The sequence below is a fragment of the Streptomyces sp. SYP-A7185 genome, from assembly GCF_046103685.1.
In the GTDB taxonomy this organism is placed as follows: domain Bacteria; phylum Actinomycetota; class Actinomycetes; order Streptomycetales; family Streptomycetaceae; genus Streptomyces.
Map to the genome: position 1 here is coordinate 4,726,904 of NZ_CP122310.1, position 16,996 is coordinate 4,743,899.

General features: G+C 71.6%; 11 protein-coding genes, 5 tRNA genes and 1 riboswitch. Of the genes, 4 read left to right on the top strand and 12 right to left on the bottom strand.

Going from position 1 to position 16,996, the window contains the following annotated elements:
* Nucleotides 1–8: 8 nt before the first annotated feature.
* Nucleotides 9–155: riboswitch (cyclic di-AMP (ydaO/yuaA leader) on the bottom strand.
* Between the two features lie 202 nt (nucleotides 156–357).
* The 9 genes from QBL25_RS20645 to QBL25_RS20685 form a co-directional block, all read right to left on the bottom strand.
* Entirely contained in the window at nucleotides 358–1,521 is a 1,164-nt protein-coding gene (locus tag QBL25_RS20645; RefSeq protein WP_409058512.1) for a PP2C family protein-serine/threonine phosphatase, read from the bottom strand.
* Between the two features lie 157 nt (nucleotides 1,522–1,678).
* A tRNA-Met gene (locus QBL25_RS20650) sits at nucleotides 1,679–1,752 on the bottom strand.
* A gap of 63 nt (nucleotides 1,753–1,815) precedes the next feature.
* Entirely contained in the window at nucleotides 1,816–3,027 is a 1,212-nt protein-coding gene (locus tag QBL25_RS20655; RefSeq protein ID WP_409058513.1) for an alginate lyase family protein, read from the bottom strand.
* A gap of 172 nt (nucleotides 3,028–3,199) precedes the next feature.
* Nucleotides 3,200–3,272: transfer RNA gene (locus QBL25_RS20660), tRNA-Lys, on the bottom strand.
* A 110-nt stretch (nucleotides 3,273–3,382) separates the two neighbouring features.
* Nucleotides 3,383–4,942 (bottom strand): amino acid permease, encoded by a 1,560-nt coding sequence (locus QBL25_RS20665; RefSeq protein ID WP_409058514.1) that lies wholly within the window; start codon nucleotides 4,940–4,942, stop codon nucleotides 3,383–3,385.
* A 69-nt stretch (nucleotides 4,943–5,011) separates the two neighbouring features.
* Nucleotides 5,012–8,161: an FG-GAP repeat domain-containing protein gene (locus tag QBL25_RS20670; protein ID WP_409058515.1), complete on the bottom strand. Its 3,150-nt coding sequence runs from the start codon at nucleotides 8,159–8,161 to the stop codon at nucleotides 5,012–5,014.
* Between the two features lie 149 nt (nucleotides 8,162–8,310).
* Nucleotides 8,311–10,656, bottom strand: a complete 2,346-nt coding sequence (locus tag QBL25_RS20675; protein ID WP_409058516.1) for a DEAD/DEAH box helicase — start codon at nucleotides 10,654–10,656, stop codon at nucleotides 8,311–8,313.
* A 332-nt stretch (nucleotides 10,657–10,988) separates the two neighbouring features.
* Complete coding sequence (locus QBL25_RS20680; protein WP_409058517.1) at nucleotides 10,989–11,561, bottom strand: hypothetical protein; 573 nt, start codon at nucleotides 11,559–11,561, stop codon at nucleotides 10,989–10,991.
* A 156-nt stretch (nucleotides 11,562–11,717) separates the two neighbouring features.
* Nucleotides 11,718–12,068 carry a metallopeptidase family protein gene (locus QBL25_RS20685; protein WP_365827868.1) on the bottom strand — a complete coding sequence of 117 codons (351 nt, stop codon included), beginning with the start codon at nucleotides 12,066–12,068 and terminating at the stop codon, nucleotides 11,718–11,720.
* Nucleotides 12,069–12,127: 59 nt separating this feature from the next.
* Between QBL25_RS20685 and QBL25_RS20690 the strand changes: the two genes are divergently transcribed.
* The 4 genes from QBL25_RS20690 to QBL25_RS20705 all read left to right on the top strand — a co-directional run bounded on the left by QBL25_RS20690 (nucleotide 12,128) and on the right by QBL25_RS20705 (nucleotide 14,042).
* On the top strand, nucleotides 12,128–13,693 hold the full coding sequence (locus QBL25_RS20690) for a metallophosphoesterase (RefSeq protein ID WP_409058518.1): 1,566 nt from the start codon (nucleotides 12,128–12,130) through the stop codon (nucleotides 13,691–13,693).
* A 64-nt stretch (nucleotides 13,694–13,757) separates the two neighbouring features.
* Nucleotides 13,758–13,830: transfer RNA gene (locus QBL25_RS20695), tRNA-Glu, on the top strand.
* A gap of 39 nt (nucleotides 13,831–13,869) precedes the next feature.
* Nucleotides 13,870–13,944, top strand: a tRNA-Asp gene (locus QBL25_RS20700).
* A 24-nt stretch (nucleotides 13,945–13,968) separates the two neighbouring features.
* Nucleotides 13,969–14,042, top strand: a tRNA-Phe gene (locus tag QBL25_RS20705).
* 70 nt (nucleotides 14,043–14,112) lie between these two features.
* Here QBL25_RS20705 and QBL25_RS20710 read toward each other — a convergent pair.
* Genes QBL25_RS20710 through QBL25_RS20720 form a run of 3 tightly spaced genes read right to left on the bottom strand, consistent with a single transcriptional unit; the run spans nucleotide 14,113 to nucleotide 16,948 of the window.
* Nucleotides 14,113–15,261: an ABC transporter permease gene (locus tag QBL25_RS20710; RefSeq protein WP_409058519.1), complete on the bottom strand. Its 1,149-nt coding sequence runs from the start codon at nucleotides 15,259–15,261 to the stop codon at nucleotides 14,113–14,115.
* Nucleotides 15,262–15,290: 29 nt separating this feature from the next.
* Entirely contained in the window at nucleotides 15,291–16,139 is an 849-nt protein-coding gene (locus tag QBL25_RS20715; RefSeq protein WP_409058520.1) for a cytochrome c biogenesis CcdA family protein, read from the bottom strand.
* Entirely contained in the window at nucleotides 16,136–16,948 is an 813-nt protein-coding gene (locus tag QBL25_RS20720) for a DsbA family protein (protein ID WP_409058521.1), read from the bottom strand. The genes QBL25_RS20715 and QBL25_RS20720 overlap by 4 nt, the downstream gene beginning before the upstream one ends.
* Nucleotides 16,949–16,996: the final 48 nt, after the last annotated feature.

A 16,996-nucleotide genomic window follows, 5' to 3' on the forward strand; every position in this document is an offset into this window, starting at 1 on the left:
GGCGCACTCCTTTCCTTCCTTCTCGCCTACCGGGTTAGCTGACGGGTTCGGAGCAGGAAGGTCTCCTACGAACATCTGGCACGGATGCACAGAAGCCCGATTCACCCCAATTAGTGGTTCCCCGGCTCCCTTTCGGGATTAGGCGCGTGCGCGCGGAGCCGACTCGAGTGACGGCTGGGACGACCGCGCTGCGTTATCGAACGTTAATAGACAGCGGGGCCGTATTCCAAGCTGTTCCGACTGATCGTTAACGCTCATCGCCCGCACTTATCGGGACACGGGGGTCAGGAACGGGGCGAGTTGACCCCACTTCTTCACACACCGGAGCTTCACACGTCCTTGACAGTACGTCAGTTGTTATGCGGAGTGGTGTCCTTCAGTCACGGCCGGTGACATCGCCGACGGTCGCCGTACGGCCAGCAGCGCCATGTCGTCGGTCCCGCGGCCCCCGGTGTGCCGCCGCACCTCCTCGACGAGCGTCGACAGGAGCGCGTCCGGGCCCGCGGGCCCCGGGAAGATCCGGCCCCCGAGCCGGGCCGCCGGGTTGTAGAACTCGCCCCGGATGTCACGCGCCTCGGAGAGCCCGTCGGTGTAGAGCAGCAGCATCGCCCCCGGCGGGAACTCCGCCTCGTCCGCACGGTCCGGCCAGGCGCCCAGATCGCCCATCCCCAGCGGCAGCGCGGGCTCGGTGGCGGACAGCACGCACAGCCGCCCGTCGGCGTGCAGGAGCAGCGGGCCCGGGTGCCCCCGGTTGATCAGGCGCACCAGACCGTCGCCATGCGCGATCTCGGCGAGGACGGCGGTGGTGAAGCCCTCGAAGGCGTCGAGCCCGTCGCGCCGCGTGCCCTCGCGCGCCAGCGCCCGCTCCAGGCGCTGCGCCACGGCCTCCAGCGTGGACTCCTGCTCGGCGGCCTCCCGGAACGCCCCGATCACGACGGCGACGGCGGCCACCGCACCCATGCCCTTGCCCCGTACGTCGCCGACGATGACGCGTACGCCGTGCGGGGTGTCCTGCACGGCGTACAGATCGCCCCCGATGAACGCGTCGGCCTCCGCGGCCTCGTACCGCGCCGCCACGTCGAGCCCCCCGATGCGGGGGTCGGGCTGAGGCAGTACGGCGCGCTGGGCGGCCTCGGCGATGGAGCGGGCGGAGGCGAGCTGCTCGTCGCTGCGGCGGACGACGCGGTTGATGAGGACGGCGAGGACGGCGACGGTCACCACCGTGAGCAGTTCGGTGACGGCCTCGACGTCGGTGCTGGTGTCGGCCTTGAAGTGCAGGGCGAGCACGGCGACGCAGGAGCAGGTGCCGATGAGGGCCGTGCTGAGCAGCGAGTAGAAGGGCGCGGCGATCAGGGGGGCCGCGGCGAAGAGGGGCGCGGCGGTGAACTCGGGCGGGGTCGACATGTCGTAGACCGCCCCGACGACGATGAGCAGCAGGGGAAGGATCCGCACGAGCGCCCGCTCGTGCCGCACGTCGCGGTGCTTGCCGCCACCCCCGCCATGTCCTCCTCGCTGCCCCACTAGTCCAGGGTTCCCGCAGAGGCGGCGAGGGGCGACCGGTGTGGGCCGACCGGGTCATGGGCCCGGCCCCCCAGAGGGGAAGGACGCGGAGGGGAAGGACGCGGCGAAAACGCCGAAGGCCCGGATCCATTTCTGGATCCGGGCCTTCGGTCTTCAGTAGCGGGGACAGGATTTGAACCTGCGACCTCTGGGTTATGAGCCCAGCGAGCTACCGAGCTGCTCCACCCCGCGCCGTTGAATGCAACTCTACGCCATCAGGGGGAGTGAAAGCGAACCGGCCGCTCCGTCCCGCCGTCAGGCGTTCTCGGCGTGCGTCAGCGTCTCCCAGGCCACGAACAGGTCGTCCGTCCCCTCGGGCCGCCGCTCACGGGTGAGCCGCTCCGTCTCCGGCAGGTCGAGCTTCAGCCGTTCCCGCAGGTGGTTGAGGCCGACCTCGGTGTCGGGCCCCATGTCCCGCTGCACCTTGCCGCCGCACAGCCAGTCCGGCGCCGTGGCGCCCAGCTGGTACTTGGAGTGGAATTCGAGCGCGGCCCGCAGCCGGTCCTTGACCTCGCCGTACAGGTCGACGCCCTGGTGCCAGGCGGTCTCCGCGATGTGGGCGGTGGCCGCGAGGGAGTAGCTGGCGTGCTTGAAGTTCCGGCAGGTCTCCTGCGAGAGCCCGTCGGCGAAGGTCTTCTGCCCGAACCAGTACGTCCGGAGCTTCTCCGGGGTGTCGATGCCGCTGCCCGCGGGTGAGACCGGCAGCGGGCCGTCCGACGTCAGGTAGAAGTACGCGGGCACGCGGCTCCTGAAGTGCGTCACCGCCTTCTCGAAGGACTCGTGGTCGTCCAGGAAGACCGCCATGCTGATGGTCGCGTCGGCCATCAGGAGATCCCAGTTGCCGTTGAAATCGGCGGCACCTTCGCGCACTTGGGGCAGGTAGGCGTTGCGCAGCATCCGCTCGAAGCGCAGGAGCCGGCCGTCGGGCCAGCCGTCGTAGGTGTAGCGCACGGCCTCGGCCGCGCGGGCCCACGAGGAGGCGGCCCAGGCCGTCTGGAGGCCCGCGTTGGCCTCGGTGTGCCGGGTGATCACCTGCGCCCAGGCGTCCATGATCTGCACGGCCTTCTCGGCGTGCGCGCGGTCGCCGGTGATGTTCCAGAGCAGGGCCTGCGTGTACGCGGCGATGGCGTCCTCGCGTTCTTCGACGCAGCCCTGGCCGGGGCGGGTGTCGGGCGGGCACTCCACGACGGCGTACGGCTTGGCCCGGTAGTCGGCGGCGGCGTACTTGCTGTCCCGCATCCGCCGGAAGGCCGTCAGCCAGGGCTCCTCGCGCGCCTTCACGTGAGCGCGCACCCGGTCCAGCTGCGCCTTGCTGACGAGGACTCCGGGGTGCGCGAAGGCCTGCTCCGCCGGGCGGGCGCGCTCGGTGGCGTGGTCGGAACCGCCGCCGGAGCCGCCGCAGGCAGCCGAGACGCCGACCAGCAACGGCACGAGCACCGTCACGAGAGCCCGTCGTACGGAACCCATGCTGTACCTCCGGATCGGCCACGTGGCAGGCCCAGCGTCGCCCGGGGGGAGCGGGGGCGCAGGCGAGGAGGGTCCGATCGGGCTAAAACGAAAGCGGCGCCCCGCTCAGCTTCGGCTGATCGGGGCGCCGCTTCGCAGGTCAGAGGGGATCTCTCCCCCCGGCCTCGCGCGGTAGACCGTGTGGGACTCGAACCCACAACCAATGGATTAAAAGTCCACTGCTCTGCCAATTGAGCTAACGGTCCGTGCGGATGCACCCCCCGAGCATAGCGGGAGAGGCCCGGCGGTCCGATCGGGTATCGACTCCCGGGCCCGTCGCGCGTTCCGCGACGGGCCCGGGAGGGCCCTCGCGCGCTCAGGGATCGGCCGGTTCGGGCGCCCCGCGCCGCGCCGCGTCGCGGGCCGCGGTCCGCTCGTGGTCCGGGTTCAGGAACCAGTGCCTGGCCGAAGCGAACCACCAGGTCGCGGCGGAGCCGAGGACGACGAGGACCGCGATCGGGGCGTAGTTGAAGGTCTCCCAGGTGACCGGCGAGACCTGCGGCAGCATGAAGAGCACGGTGATCACGCCCACCCAGGCCACCGCGACGATGCCGACCGGACGCGACCAGCGGCCCAGGTGCCAGGGCCCACGTTCGAAGGCATCACCCTTGCGCAGCCGCAGGAAGGTCGGGATGACGTACGCGATGTAGAGCCCGATGACGGCGATGGACGTCACCGCCGCGTACGCGGTGACGTTGATCAGATAGGGCAGTCCGAGGGCGAGCGCGCCGAGCGCCGCGAGCCAGACGGCCGCGACGGGCGTCCGCGTACGCGGGTTGACCGAGTGCCAGACGTGCGAGAACGGCAGGGCTCCGTCGCGCGAGAAGGCGTAGATCATGCGGGAGTTGGCGGTGACGGACGCCATGCCGCAGAAGAGCTGCGCGCCGATGACGACGAGCAGGAGCAGCTTGCCGGTGGTCGCCCCGAGCGCGTCGAGGAGGATCTGCGCGGGAGGCGCTCCCGTCGCCGACTCACGGGCCCCGTCGTAGGACTGGATGGCGAAGGTGAAGCCGAGCAGCAGCACGAAGCCGGCGATCCAGGACGTCCAGATGGAGCGGACGATGCCCTGGGGCCCGGCGGTGGACGCGTCGTGGGTCTCCTCGGTCATGTGGGCGGAGGCGTCGTACCCGGTGAAGGTGTACTGGGCCATCAGGAGCCCGATGAGCGCCACGTACAGCCCGCTGCCCCACCCCGTGTTGTTGACGAACTCGGTGAAGACGAAGGACGCCGACTGGTGCGAGTCGGGCGAGAAGGCGAGCGCGCCGACGATGACGGCGACCCCGAGGACGTGCCACCAGACGCTGATGCTGTTCAGCAGCCCCACGATGCGCACGCCGAAGGTGTTGAGCAGCCCGTGGAGCACGAGGATCGCGGCGAACAGCAGGATGGTGCGCCCCTCGGTGACCTCGAACCCGAACTGAAGGTTCAGGTACGCCCCCAGGAACGACGCGGCCCCGAAGTCGATCCCCGCGGTCACGGCGACCTGCCCGAGCACGTTGAACCACCCCGTGAACCAGGCCCACGCGGCGGCGGTCCGGCGCGGAGCCAGCCGATGCGCCCAGAAGTACAGCCCGGCGGAGGTCGGATAGGCGGAGCAGATCTCCGCCATGGCGAGCCCCACGAACAGGGTCATCAGCCCGACCCCGACCCACCCCCAGGTGATCAGGGCGGGGCCCCCGGTGTTCATGCCGAACAGGTACAGGGTCAGGCACCCGGACAACACCGAGATGATGGTGAACGAGACCGCGTAGTTGGAAAACGCGGACATCCGCCGCGCGAGCACCTGACTGTAACCGAGCTGAGCGAGACGTTCCTCGTCGGAGCCGGTCGCCGGGGCGGGTGGTGGCTGCTGCCGCTCTCTGGGGTCACTTGTCATGTCCCCAGCGATTCCCTCGCCGGGGACACGACATGCGCCACCGTTGGCCAAATAGTGTCAACTCACTGGCTAGTAAAGGCCCTTGTAGCTGCCCCAGCCCGTCTCGATCTTCGTCCGCCCGGTGAACGAACCGTTCCCCTTGCCGTCGTTGCGGTAGACGTTGCCGGCCGTGTCGCGCGCGACCAGATCGGCCTTGCCGTCACCGGTGATGTCGCCGACGCCGACCACGGCGTTGTACGAGGCGCCCCAACCGGTGAAGACCGTGGACCGGTCGTCGAGAGTGCCGTCGCCCTTGCCCTCGTAACGGAACAGCGTGCCGTCCTCGCGCCGGGCCAGGACGTCCCCGATCCCGTCACCGTTCAGGTCACCGGCCCCGACGATCGCCGTGTACGTCGTCCAGGCGGAACGGATCTTCTTGCCGGCCGCCAGCTTGCCGTCGCTCTTGGCCGCGAAGACGAGGATGTCGCCGCTGGACGCCTTGCGGGCGACCAGGTCCGCGCGGCCGTCACCGGTCAGATCGCCCGGCGAGGTGAGGACGTCGTACGCGTTCCAGCCGGTGCCGAGCGCGGTGTACGGCGTCGACGGGGCCAGCGGCTGCCCGCACTCCGGGCGGTACCCGCGCAGGGAGCCGTCGGTCGTACGGACCAGGACGTCGTTGCACCCGTCCTTGTTCAGATCGCCGAACGGCACGACGAGCGTCTTGGTGGACCAGCCGCTCGCCGACGCCTTCCCCGAGAACGCGCCCTTGCCGTCACCCTGCTGGAAGGTGAGCGCACCCGAGGAGTTGAGGGTGAGCAGATCACCGGTCCCGTCGGGTTCGGCGAGATCGCCCACATGGTCATGGCGGACGACCCCCGCCCCGCTCAGCGCGACCGAGCCCCGCGACTCCAGCGGCGCTCCGACTCCGTCCGCCGGGCGCGCGGTCAGCGTCCAGTCGTACGTGCCGTTGGGGAAGAACTTGTCACCCGCAGCCGAGAGATCTGCTCCGTGCCAGCCCACCTTCAGTTCGCCCCCGGTGGCGCCCCCTTCCACCGTGTCCACGACCGCGCCGGTGGTGCGGGCCCGGACGGTCAGCTTCCAGCCCGCCGCGGGCTTGGAGAGCAGCAGGGTGGTGAGCTCGTCCGGCACGGCGTCCCGCGTCGTCGCGCGGACCGTCGTGGCGTCGTCGGCCGGGCCCATCAGCGCCAGCGGCTGCGTCGGCTCCCCCGACGGCACGAGGTGCACGCGCTCCTGCTCGTCGACGTAGGCGACGTTGCTGCCGGACTCGTCGACGGTCCAGCGCACATGGCGCTGGGAGAGGCCCGTGTCGGGCAGTTCTCCGATGTCCCGGGTGGCGGCGGTGCCGCCGGAGACGGTGGTCAGCGCGAGCTTCCCGGCCTTCTTGTCGTGGGTGACCACGTAGCCGTCACCGAGCAGCGCCTCGCCCGCGGGGACGGCGACCGACTTCTTCTCCGTACGGTCGTACACCCCCGCAGGTCCGTCTCCACCGCAGCTCCAGTAGAGCCGGCGGCCCAGCGCCTGGATCTCGGCGGGATCGCAGGCGGCTCCGGTGGACACCTCCTCCACGGTCTTCTTCGCCGTCAGGTCGTAGCCCGTGAGGGTGCCCGGCGCGCTGCCCGGCGTCCACAGGACGTCGCCCCAGAGGGCCGCGGCGCCCGGAGCGCGGGTCAGCACGGGCGACGTGCTGCCGATCCGGTGGACGTTCTGCTTGGTGTCCGTCGTGTGGATCACGTACTTGCCGGAGAGGTCGGTGATGGTCCCGCCCGTGGGGACGGTGATCTCGTCGAGGTCCCCCGAGCCCGGTCCGTCCACCCGGATCCGGTCGTGTGTCTCCTGGTGCTCCAGCCAGGCCAGGCGGCCGTCGGTGGTGCCACGGATCTGGGAGCAGCCGACGTCGTTCGCCCGGCAGTCACTGCCGATCAGTACGTTCACCCCCGGCGTGAACGGGGAGCGCGCGCCGAAGCGCGGCGTTTCGGTCGAAGGCAGGGCATCGACCGTACGGACGTAGTCCTCACGGCGGCCGCTCGACGCGTCGGTGACCAGCAACTTGCCCTGGGTGAGCGCCACTCCGCGGATCTCGGCCTTCGGCCGGGGCAGCGGCTTGGCGACGGTGGCGACCGGCCGGCCGGTGCTGTCGGCGGCGATGCGCTGGATGGCCTGCTGTCCGTCGGCCGGGCCTATGACGACGGCCGTGCCGCCGGGTCCGGCGGAAATGGCGGGGCGGCTCATCTTCCCGACGAGCGTCACGGACTCGCCGCCCGCGATCGGCGACGCCTTCACCGTTCCGATGCCACTGCCGGTACTGGGGCGGAAGACGAGCCAGTCGCCGACCACGGCGAGGCCCGCACCCGGCTTGACGGCACCGCCGTCGAGGCGGGCGGTCACGGGAGCGCCGGGCAGATCGGCCCGGTCGAGGACCAGGACGTCCGTGGCGGAGCGGTTGTACACCGCGACACGGTCGGCCGAGAGGGCGGCCAGGGTGTACCCGACGGGCAGCGCGGCCGACCAGCTCCTGACCTGGCCGGTCCGCGCGTCGGCCTCGATGACCCGGGTCGTTCCGTCCACCTTGCCCAGGAAGAACACGGACGACTCGTCGCCGCCGAGCGGTGCACCGATCACACCGCCCGCGGGCAGCCCGCGCACGGTCACGTCACGCGTCGTGCCGTCCGCTTCCGGGGCCAGCAGATGCAGGGTGTTGACGGTGGTCCCGTCGCCTGCGGTCGTCTTCACGTTCGTGACGACCGTGGACCCGTGGGTCACCAGGTAGGTGTGGCTTTCCGGCACCCGCACCGTGCGCGTCGTACGCTCCACGGCGTCCCACAGCTCCACCGTGCCGTCGGCGGACCGCCCGGCGAGGTGGTCGCTTCCCGTGGGGCTCGCGGTGAGCGACGTCATCCCCTCGGGCACGGGGAAGGTCTTCCCGTCCGCGTAACGCGTCCAGACGAGATCCGTTCCCCGGGGGTCCTCCGGGCTCTCCATGCGGTGGAAGACGCCCTTGGCGCCTGCTCCGTCCGCTCCCTTCAGCTGCTCCGCCCCGAACAGCGAAACGGCCAGATCACTGGTGCGCTCGGCCGCGGGCACCACGGCCTCGGCTGCCACCGGGGCGGCCGAGGCCGACGGCAGCAGCGGGCTGAGCCCTGCCGCGACGGCGACGGAGACGGCTACGGCGATGCCGACGCGTCTCGCTCGGTGATCACGTACCAAGGCATGACTGACCACGAGTTCCCCTCCCTTGCGGTCCGGCTCCCCACCGGACCGTCCTTCCGATCAAGGCCTGAAGGTAACAGCGAACGCCCCCATGGAAACGCCGAAGGGCCCGCGCGACGGATGTCGTGCGGGCCCTTCGGTCAGGTCAGACCGGCCGTGGGTCAGCCGTTGCGCTTCCAGCGGGGCTTGTCGTCGCGGCGGCCGAAGGAACCGGTGCCGGTGCCGGAGCGGTCGCGGTTGAACGCCGGGCGGTCATGGCCGCCGGAGCGGGCACCTCCCGCGGGGCGGTCGTCGCGGCGGTCGCGGTTGAACGGACGGTCGCTGCCGCGGTGGCCGCCGGCGGGGCGGTCGTCGCGGCGGAAGCCGGAGCCACCGCGGTCGTTGCGGTCACGGTTGAAGCCGCCGCCACCCTCACGGCGGTCGCCGCCCGAGGGACGGAAGCCGGAGCCGCCACGGTCGTTGCGGTCACGGTTGAAACCGCCGCCACCCTCACGGCGGTCGCCGCCGCGGAAGCCGCCACGGTCGCCGCCCGAGGGACGGTCGTCACGGCGGAAGCCGGAACCACCGCGGTCGTTGCGGTCACGGTTGAAGCCGCCGCGGTCGCCACCCTCGCGACGGTCGCCGCCACGGAAGCCGGAGCCACCGCGGTCGTCACGACGCTCGAAGGAACGGCCACCACGGTCGTTGCCGCGGTCGCGGTTGAAGCCGCCGCGGTCGCCACCCTCACGGCGGTCGCCGCCACGGAAGCCGGAGCCACCGCGGTCGTCACGACGCTCGAAGGAACGGCCACCACGGTCGTCACGGCGCTCACGCTCGTAGTTGCCGCGCTCGTCACGCTGCGGACGGCTGTAGGAGGAACGCTCGGCGGCGGGCTGCTGCTCGGGGACGGAGACCTCGGCCTCGGCCTCGACGGCGGCCTCGGCCGCGGCGGCAGCCTCGGCGACCGCCGTCTCCGGGTCGTCGCCACGCTCGCGGGCGGCACGCGCGGTGAGGCGCGAGGCCTCCTCGCGCAGCTCCGTCGCGCGACGGGTCGCGCGCTCCAGCTCCTTGGTGAGGTCCTTGACCTCACGCTCGGCCTGGGTCGCGGCGTTGCCCGCGGAGTCGGCCTGCACCTCGGTCATCGAACGGGCGCCGGTGATCTCGGCGACCTCCGGGTCGAACGTGCCGCCGCCGTTGATGATGTGACGCGTGGCGTCGACGCCCGCGTCCTCCATCAGCCGGAAGATCTGGCGGCGCTGGTGCGGCAGGGAGAGCGAGACGACCGTGCCGGAGCGGCCCGCGCGGGCCGTACGGCCGGAGCGGTGCAGGTAGTCCTTGTGGTCGCCGGCCGGGTCCACGTTCAGGACCAGGTCGATGCCGTCGACGTGGATGCCGCGCGCGGCGACGTCCGTGGCGACGAGGGCGTTGACGTAGCCCTTCTTGAAGTCCTCCAGGACGCGGGTGCGGGCACCCTGCGTCATGCCGCCGTGCAGCGCGTCGGCCTTCACGCCGGACTCGCAGAGCTGCTCGGCGATGCGGTCCGCGCCCAGCTGGGTGCGGACGAAGATGATCGTGCGGCCCTTGCGCGAGGCGATGGCGGCCGTGACGGGCGCCTTGTCGCGGGGCTTCACGATCAGGATGTGGTGGGTCATGGTCGTGACGTTGCCCTGGGCGCTGTCGACCTCGTGCGTGACCGGGTTCGTCAGGTAGCGCTTGACCAGCGTGGAGATCTCGTTCTCCATCGTGGCCGAGAACAGCATGCGCTGGCCGCCGGCGGGGACCTGGTCGAGCAGCTCGGTGACCTCGGGCAGGAAGCCCAGGTCGGACATCTGGTCGGCCTCGTCGAGCACCGCGATCTGGGTATCCTCGAGCGAGCAGGCGCCGCGGCTGATGATGTCGCGCAGCCGGCCCGGGGTGGCGACGAGGATGTCGACGCCGCGCTCGAGCGCGTAGATCTGGTTGCCCATGGACGTACCGCCGCAGACGACCTTCATCTTCAGGCCGAGCACGTCGCCGTACGGCTGGAGCGCGTCCGCGACCTGCATCGCGAGCTCACGCGTCGGGGTCAGGATGACGCCGCGGGGCTTCTTCTTCTCGGTACGGCCGCCGGCCAGCGTGGCCAGGAGGGGCAGACCGAAGGAGAGGGTCTTGCCGGAGCCGGTGCGGCCACGGCCCAGGATGTCCTTGCCGGCCAGGGCGTCCGGGATGGTCGCGGCCTGGATCGGGAAGGGGGCGGTCACGCCGTTCTGGGCGAGCTTGCGGACGATGCCCTCGGGCAGTCCGAGGTCACCGAAGGTGGGGCCGGTCTCGGCGTCTTCCCCGGCCTCGGCCTGGGTCTCGGCGTCGGTCTCGGCGTCGGCCTGGGTCTCGGCCTCGGGGGCCGCCTCGGTCTCGATGACCTGCTCGGCGGCTTCCACGACGTCCGCGGCCGAGACGGTCTCGACGGCCTCTGCGACGGCCTCGACCGTCAGCTCGTCGGTCGTCTCGTTCTCGGGCAGGACGGCGTGGTCAGAATGAGAAATGGACATGCGAAATGCGAAACCTTCCGGAGTCTCGGCACGCGCCCGTCAACTCCGTGATTTCGCAATGGACCGCCTCGATGCGGTCAGCCACGGCAAGGGAGAGTACGCGCCACGCGGCGCTCTTCTTTTTCGGCGCCGGGCAAATGGGATCAAACGATCTACCACCATACGCACCCCACCCCCCTGAAGGCAAACCGAACCCTCCGGGGTGCCTTGGAATCCACCCCTTACAGCCCACCTCACCTGCGACGAAGCGGGTTTCGGACAGGGGCCGAACCCGCCCCGGCCACCCCCTGGGGAGCCCTTGGGGAGCCCCTGGGAAGCCCCCGGGCCGACCGCTAGGCCGGCCCCGCCTCCGGGGACGGCTCACGCGACCTGAGCCCCTCCGAGCGCTCCCCCAGCTGCGCGTCCTGCTTCGGCTCCTCGTGCGCCGACGAGGAGGGCTCCGGGGTCGGCTCGGGAGTCGGCGTGGGGGTCGGCTTCGGAGGGTCGGGCGTCGGCGTGGGGCGCGGCGGGTCGGGCTTGGTCCGCGTGGGCGTCGGGCGCCCGTCCTTCGTGGGCGGGGCGGGGCCGTCGCCACCCCCGGTCGCGGTCGCCGAGGCCTGGGCGGCGTCGGAGCCGGAGTCACCGCGCCCCGCCGAGCCCCCCTTGCCCCGGTGCTTCCCCTTGCCCTTGCCCTTGCCGTGCTTGCCGCCCTTGGCGTCCGCACGGCCGTCCTCACCGCCACCGGCCGAACCGGCGCCGGGCGTGACGGTTCCGCCGTCCGGGGCGGCCGCCGCGCTGCGCTCGCCCGCGGACCGCGCGGGGCCGGGCTCACCGCCCCCGTCGTCGCCGATGCTCATGCAGCCCGCGGTCGCCATGACGGCTACCGCCGCCGCGGCCAACCGGACAGGAACGTACAACTGGCGCACGGCCGAGCACCTCCGAGGCGCTGAGAAGCGGGGACGCCCTACCCAACTCCCTTGCCCCGCAAGAGGACACGCACGGCGCCACGCACCGGTAAACGGACCACGCCTCCGCCCCCAGGCCCCCGGCCGCCCGGCAGCCCCCGGCCGCCCCAGCAGTCCTCAGCCGTACCCGAGCGCGTGCAGCCGCTCGTCGTCGATCCCGAAGTGATGGGCGACTTCGTGCACCACGGTGATCTCGGTCTCCGCGACCACGTCCTCACGCGACGCGCACATGCGCAGCGTCGGCCCGCGGTAGATCGTGATCCGGTCGGGCAGCACTCCCGCGTACCACTCGCCCCGGTCCGTCAGCGGCGTTCCCTCGTACAGCCCGAGCAGCTCGGGGTCCTCGGCGGGTGGTTCGTCCTCCACGAACACCGCCACGTTGTCCATCAACCGCGTCAACTCGGGAGGAATCCGGTCGAGCGCCTCGGCGACCAGTTCCTCGAACTCTTCCCGCGTCATCTCCAGCACACCCCCATTGTCGGCCACCGCCCCGCATAGCCGCCTCTCCCCCTGGGCATACCGGACCAATGGCCCGCGACTTCCGTGCGCCCGCCGCCCTCGTACGCCACTACCGATCCCGCCACCCGCACCCGGTGAGCGAGCTGATCAGCCCTCCCCATCCGTACGGCCGCGCGGCCGGCCTGGTCGCGGTCGTGCTGCTCGGCGCCTGGCTCGGCCTGCTGGTCGTCGGCAGCGTGCACGCGCCGGTGGGCCCGATGGACACCCGGATGACGCTGCGCCCCTCGCTCACCGGCGGCACGAAGATCGACGTCTCCCCGCTCGGCGCCCTCGAACTGCGCTCGCACACCGCCCCCATCCGCCTGGACGTGGACGTGGACCGCCTGGACCCGGTCCGATCCCAGGCCCTGGTCGACCACCCGGAGCGGCTCTCGGGCCTCCAGGACGAGGTCGCGCAGGACGTCGGGCACGGCACGCTCGATTTGGCGGTGCGCTCCTGCGCGGCCGTCCTCGCGGGCGCCACCGGCCTGGGCCTCGCGGTCTACCGCCGCCCGCGCCGCGCCCTGGCGGCGGGCGGCCTGGCCCTCGCCCTGCTCGCCGCGTCGGGCGCCGCCGCTTACGCGACGTGGAACCCGAAGTCGGTCCTCGAACCGAAGTTCTCCGGACTCCTCAGCAGCGCCCCTTCGGTGGTCGGCAACGCCCGCAGCATCGTCAGCGAGTTCGACGTCTACCAGCGGGAGCTGGCCCGCCTGGTCACCAACGTGACCAAGCTGTACGACGTGACGTCCACGCTCCCCGCGTACCAGCCGGACCCGTCCACGATCCGGGTCCTGCACGTCTCGGACATCCACCTCAATCCGGCGAGCTGGAAGATCATCGCCTCGCTCGTCGAGCAGTACGACATCAACGTCATCGTCGACTCCGGCGACACGATGGACCACGGAAGCGCCGCCGAGAACGCCTTCCTGGACCCGATCGAGGACTTGGGCGCTCCGTACGTGTGGGTCAGGGGCAACCACGACTCCGCCACGACCCAGCGCTATCTCCAGCGCATGAAGAACGTGCACGTCCTGGACGAGGGGCACGCGGTGTCGGTGGCGGGCCTGCGGTTCGCGGGGACGGGCGATCCGCAGTACACCCCGGACCGCTCGGTCGCGGCGGAGGGCGAGGACGCGGAGAAGCTGGCGGGCATCCGGCTGGCCACCGCCCTGCGCGAGCAGCACGTGGCCGGTACGCCGGTCGACGTCGCCGTGGCGCACAACCCCGACGCCGCGCGCGAGACGGACGGCGAGGTGCCCCTCGTCCTCGCGGGCCACGTCCACCACCAGGAGATGGAGGTCCTGGAGCGCGGGACGCGGCTGCGCGTCGAGGGCTCGACGGGCGGCAGCGGGCTGCGGGCGGTGGAGGGCAAGTACCCCGATCCGGTCGAGGCCTCGGTCCTCTACCTGGACCGGGACACCCGGCGCCTCCAGGCCTGGGACGAGATCAAGCTGGGCGGCCTGGGTCTGACGAAGGCGGAGGTCAGCCGCCATCTGCCCAAGGAGAACCAGCCCGGGGCGAAGCCCTCGCGGGCCCCCGCGGGCCGCTCGTCGGAGAGCGGTTCACCGGCCCCCCGACAACCGTTTTGGCGATAGCTCCCCGCATCCCATATGCTTCTCACGTCCCCGACGCGCTGCAAAGCGCCCAGGTGGGCCCTTAGCCCTCATCGTCTAGTGGCCCAGGACGCCGCCCTTTCAAGGCGGTAGCACGGGTTCGAATCCCGTTGGGGGCACGCAACACCTTGTGCGAGACTAGTGCTCGCACAACGCTTGGTCCTGTGGAGCAGTTTGGAGTGCTCGCCACCCTGTCAAGGTGGAGGCCGCGGGTTCAAATCCCGTCAGGACCGCTTGCGATTCCACGCGGATCGCGTGGCTGGGTAGCTCAGTTGGTACGAGCGATCGCCTGAAAAGCGATAGGTCGCCGGTTCGATCCCGGCCCCAGCCACCTCTTCGAAGGCCCCGTCCGATGGACGGGGCCTTTGCCGTTCTCCGGAAAGCCGACGGGGCGGCCGGGTTCAGGCCGCCGCCGGTGCCGCCGCGTGTGCCGCCGGCCTCTCCCGTCCTCCCGGATGCCGGTGCCGCCAGACCCAGAACACCGCGGAGGCGAGCACCGCCCAGGCCGCGAGGACCAGGAACGGGAACGCGTGCTGGTGGGCGCCGAAGTACACCGCCGTGTGCTGCGCGTTCACCGATGCGCCCGGAGGCAGCCAGCGCCCGATGTGGCCGAGGACCGAAGGCAGCAGCGGCCACGACACCGCGCCGCCCGACGACGGGTTGCCGAGCAGGACCATCAGGCCCCACGTCGGGATCATCGCCCAGCGGCCGAACAGGGTGTTGAACATCGTGAAGACCATCCCCGACGTGAACATCGTCAGCGCCAGGATCAGCCACGACTCGACGAACGGCAGATCCACCGCCCCCAGCCACCAGTCCACCACCGCCGCGATCACGAACCCGCCGAGCAGCGCGTAGAGCGCCGTGAAGGCGATCCGCTCCGCCGGGTTGAGGCCGCGCGCGTGCACGCTCAGCTGGATCGCGCCGACGAAGCCGATGATGACCGCAGCCAGCGAGATGTAGAAGATCGCGAGGCCCCGGGGGTCGCCCTCCTGGAGGGGCTTGATGTCCTTCACCGTGACCGGCACCCCCACCTTCTCCCCCACCTTCGGCGCCGTCTCCGCGAGGACCTGGGCGACCGAGGCCCCGGACGCGCCCGAGACGTCGAACGTCACCCGGTCCCCGCCGCCGGGGGCCACCGCGAGAATGCCGAAGACCTTCTGCTCCTCCACGGCGTCGCGTGCCGCGCCGACGCTGCCGTACTCGTGCACCTCCAGGGACGCGTTCAGCGCCTTCTCCATGCCGTCCAGGAACGCTTTGCCCCGCGTGGCCTCCTGGGCGCCGACCACCGCGGTGGGGATGCGGTGGGGGGTCGGGTTCGCCATGGAGTACGTGTACGAACCCGCGAAGAGGCCCGCGGCGGCCGCCAGGATGAACACGAGCACGACCGCGGGCAGGAAGGGCGAGTCCTTGAACGCCGCCCACCGCTCACGCCCGGTGGGCGGCCTCCCATGGGCGCCGTGCGGATGCTCCTCGGGCTCACGCTGGTCGGGCTGCTCACGCTGGTCGGGCTGGTCGGGCTGGTCAGGCTGGTCAGGCTGGTCAGGCATACGAATACGCTAAACCACCCATAAGGGACTTACCTCTGCTCGGCCTCCACCGGCCCATTCCCCCGCTTCCGCCATGCCCGCACGGCGAACCCCACGCCCACCAGTGCCACCACGGCCACCAGGAGCACCGCGTCCGGCACCGCACGGCCCACGCCCCCGGCCCACCGCTCCACGGCGAACGAGTCGTCCACGTCGAGCAGACCCGGCAGCGCGGTGGTCCCGTCGTACGCGAGGAAGAGGGCGCCCAGGGCCACGAAGAAGAGGCCCGACAGGAGCGAGGTCGTGTGCAGCTCGAAGCGGCCGAGCCGGAAGGCGCGCCCGCGCAGCCAGCGCCGCCGCCCGAGGTCGAAGCGCTCCCAGAGCAGGGCGAGCACGAACAGCGGCACCGCCATCCCGAGGGCGTAGACGGCGAGCAGCAGCCCTCCGTAGACGGGGCTCCCGCTCACGGCGGCCACGGTCAGGACGCTGCCGAGGATCGGCCCCGCGCAGAACCCGGCAAGGCCGTACACCGCGCCCAGCGCGTAGACGGAGACCGCCGTCGTGGACCGGATGCGTCCCGACAGCTCGGACATCTTCCGTGAGGCGAACCCCATGCCCACGACCTGGAGCACGCCGAGCGCGATGATCAGCCACCCGGCGGCGAGCACCAGCTGGTCCCGGTGGCCGAAGAAGAACCGCCCGGCGACCGAGCCCGCCGCGCCCAGCGGCACGAGGGTCGTGGCGAGACCGGCGTAGAAGATGCACGTGCGGGCGAGCAGCCGTGAGGCGGAGTCGATCGAGTACGCGAAGAAGGCGGGCAGCAGCAGGGCGCTGCACGGGCTGATCAGGGCGAGCAGGCCACCGAGGAACGCCGCGAAATACCCGACGTCGGCGGTCACTTGTCCCCGCCCTGTCCCGCGGCGCCCTCGCCGTCGCTCTCGCTCGTGCCCTTGTTCTTGCCCGCGCTCGTGCCCTTGCCCGCGCTCTTCGCGGCCTGCTCGATCGCCTGGCCGAAGACCTCGTCGGGCTGGGCGCCGGAGATGGGCCGCCCGTTGACCAGGAAGGACGGGGTGGACGTGGCGCCCAGGCCGTACGCCTCCTCCTGGTCCTTCTTCACCGCGGCCCTGGCCTCGGCGCCGCCCGCGTCCTCGGAGAAGCGGCCGATGTCCTTGACCCCGGCCTGCTTCGCGAGCTCCTTGAGCCGCTCGCCGCCGAACCCCTTCTCCTTGGCGCCGTCCGCGTACGCCGCCGCGTGGAACTGCCAGAAGCGGCCCTGCCGGCCGGCCGCCCACGCCCCGCGCGCGGCCGACTCGGAGTCCGCGCCGAAGATGGGGAAGTTGCGCCACTCGATGCGCAGGGTGCCGTCCTCGACGTACTTCTTCACGAGGCCCGGCTCGGTGTCGCGGGCGAACTTGCCGCAGTAGCCGCACTTGAAGTCGGCGTACTCGATCAGCACGACCGGCGCGTCCGCGCGCCCCTGCGCGAGCGGGTCCTCGGCGTCGCGCCGGGCGAGCTCGGCCAGCTCCGGGTAGACACCGGCCTGCGGGTCGGCGGAGACGTCGGCCGGGGACTCCTCGCGCGCGGTGACGGAGGAGGGCTCGTCGGGCTTGGTCGCGCCGTAGGAGGCGGCGCCGAGCAGCAGGGCGGCGAGGGCCACACCGGCTCCGATGGCGATGTTCTTCTTTTTGCTGTTGTCGCTCTTGGGCATCAGGGAGTTCTCTCTGTTCCTGTACGTGGTGGTGGGGGCCCCGGAACA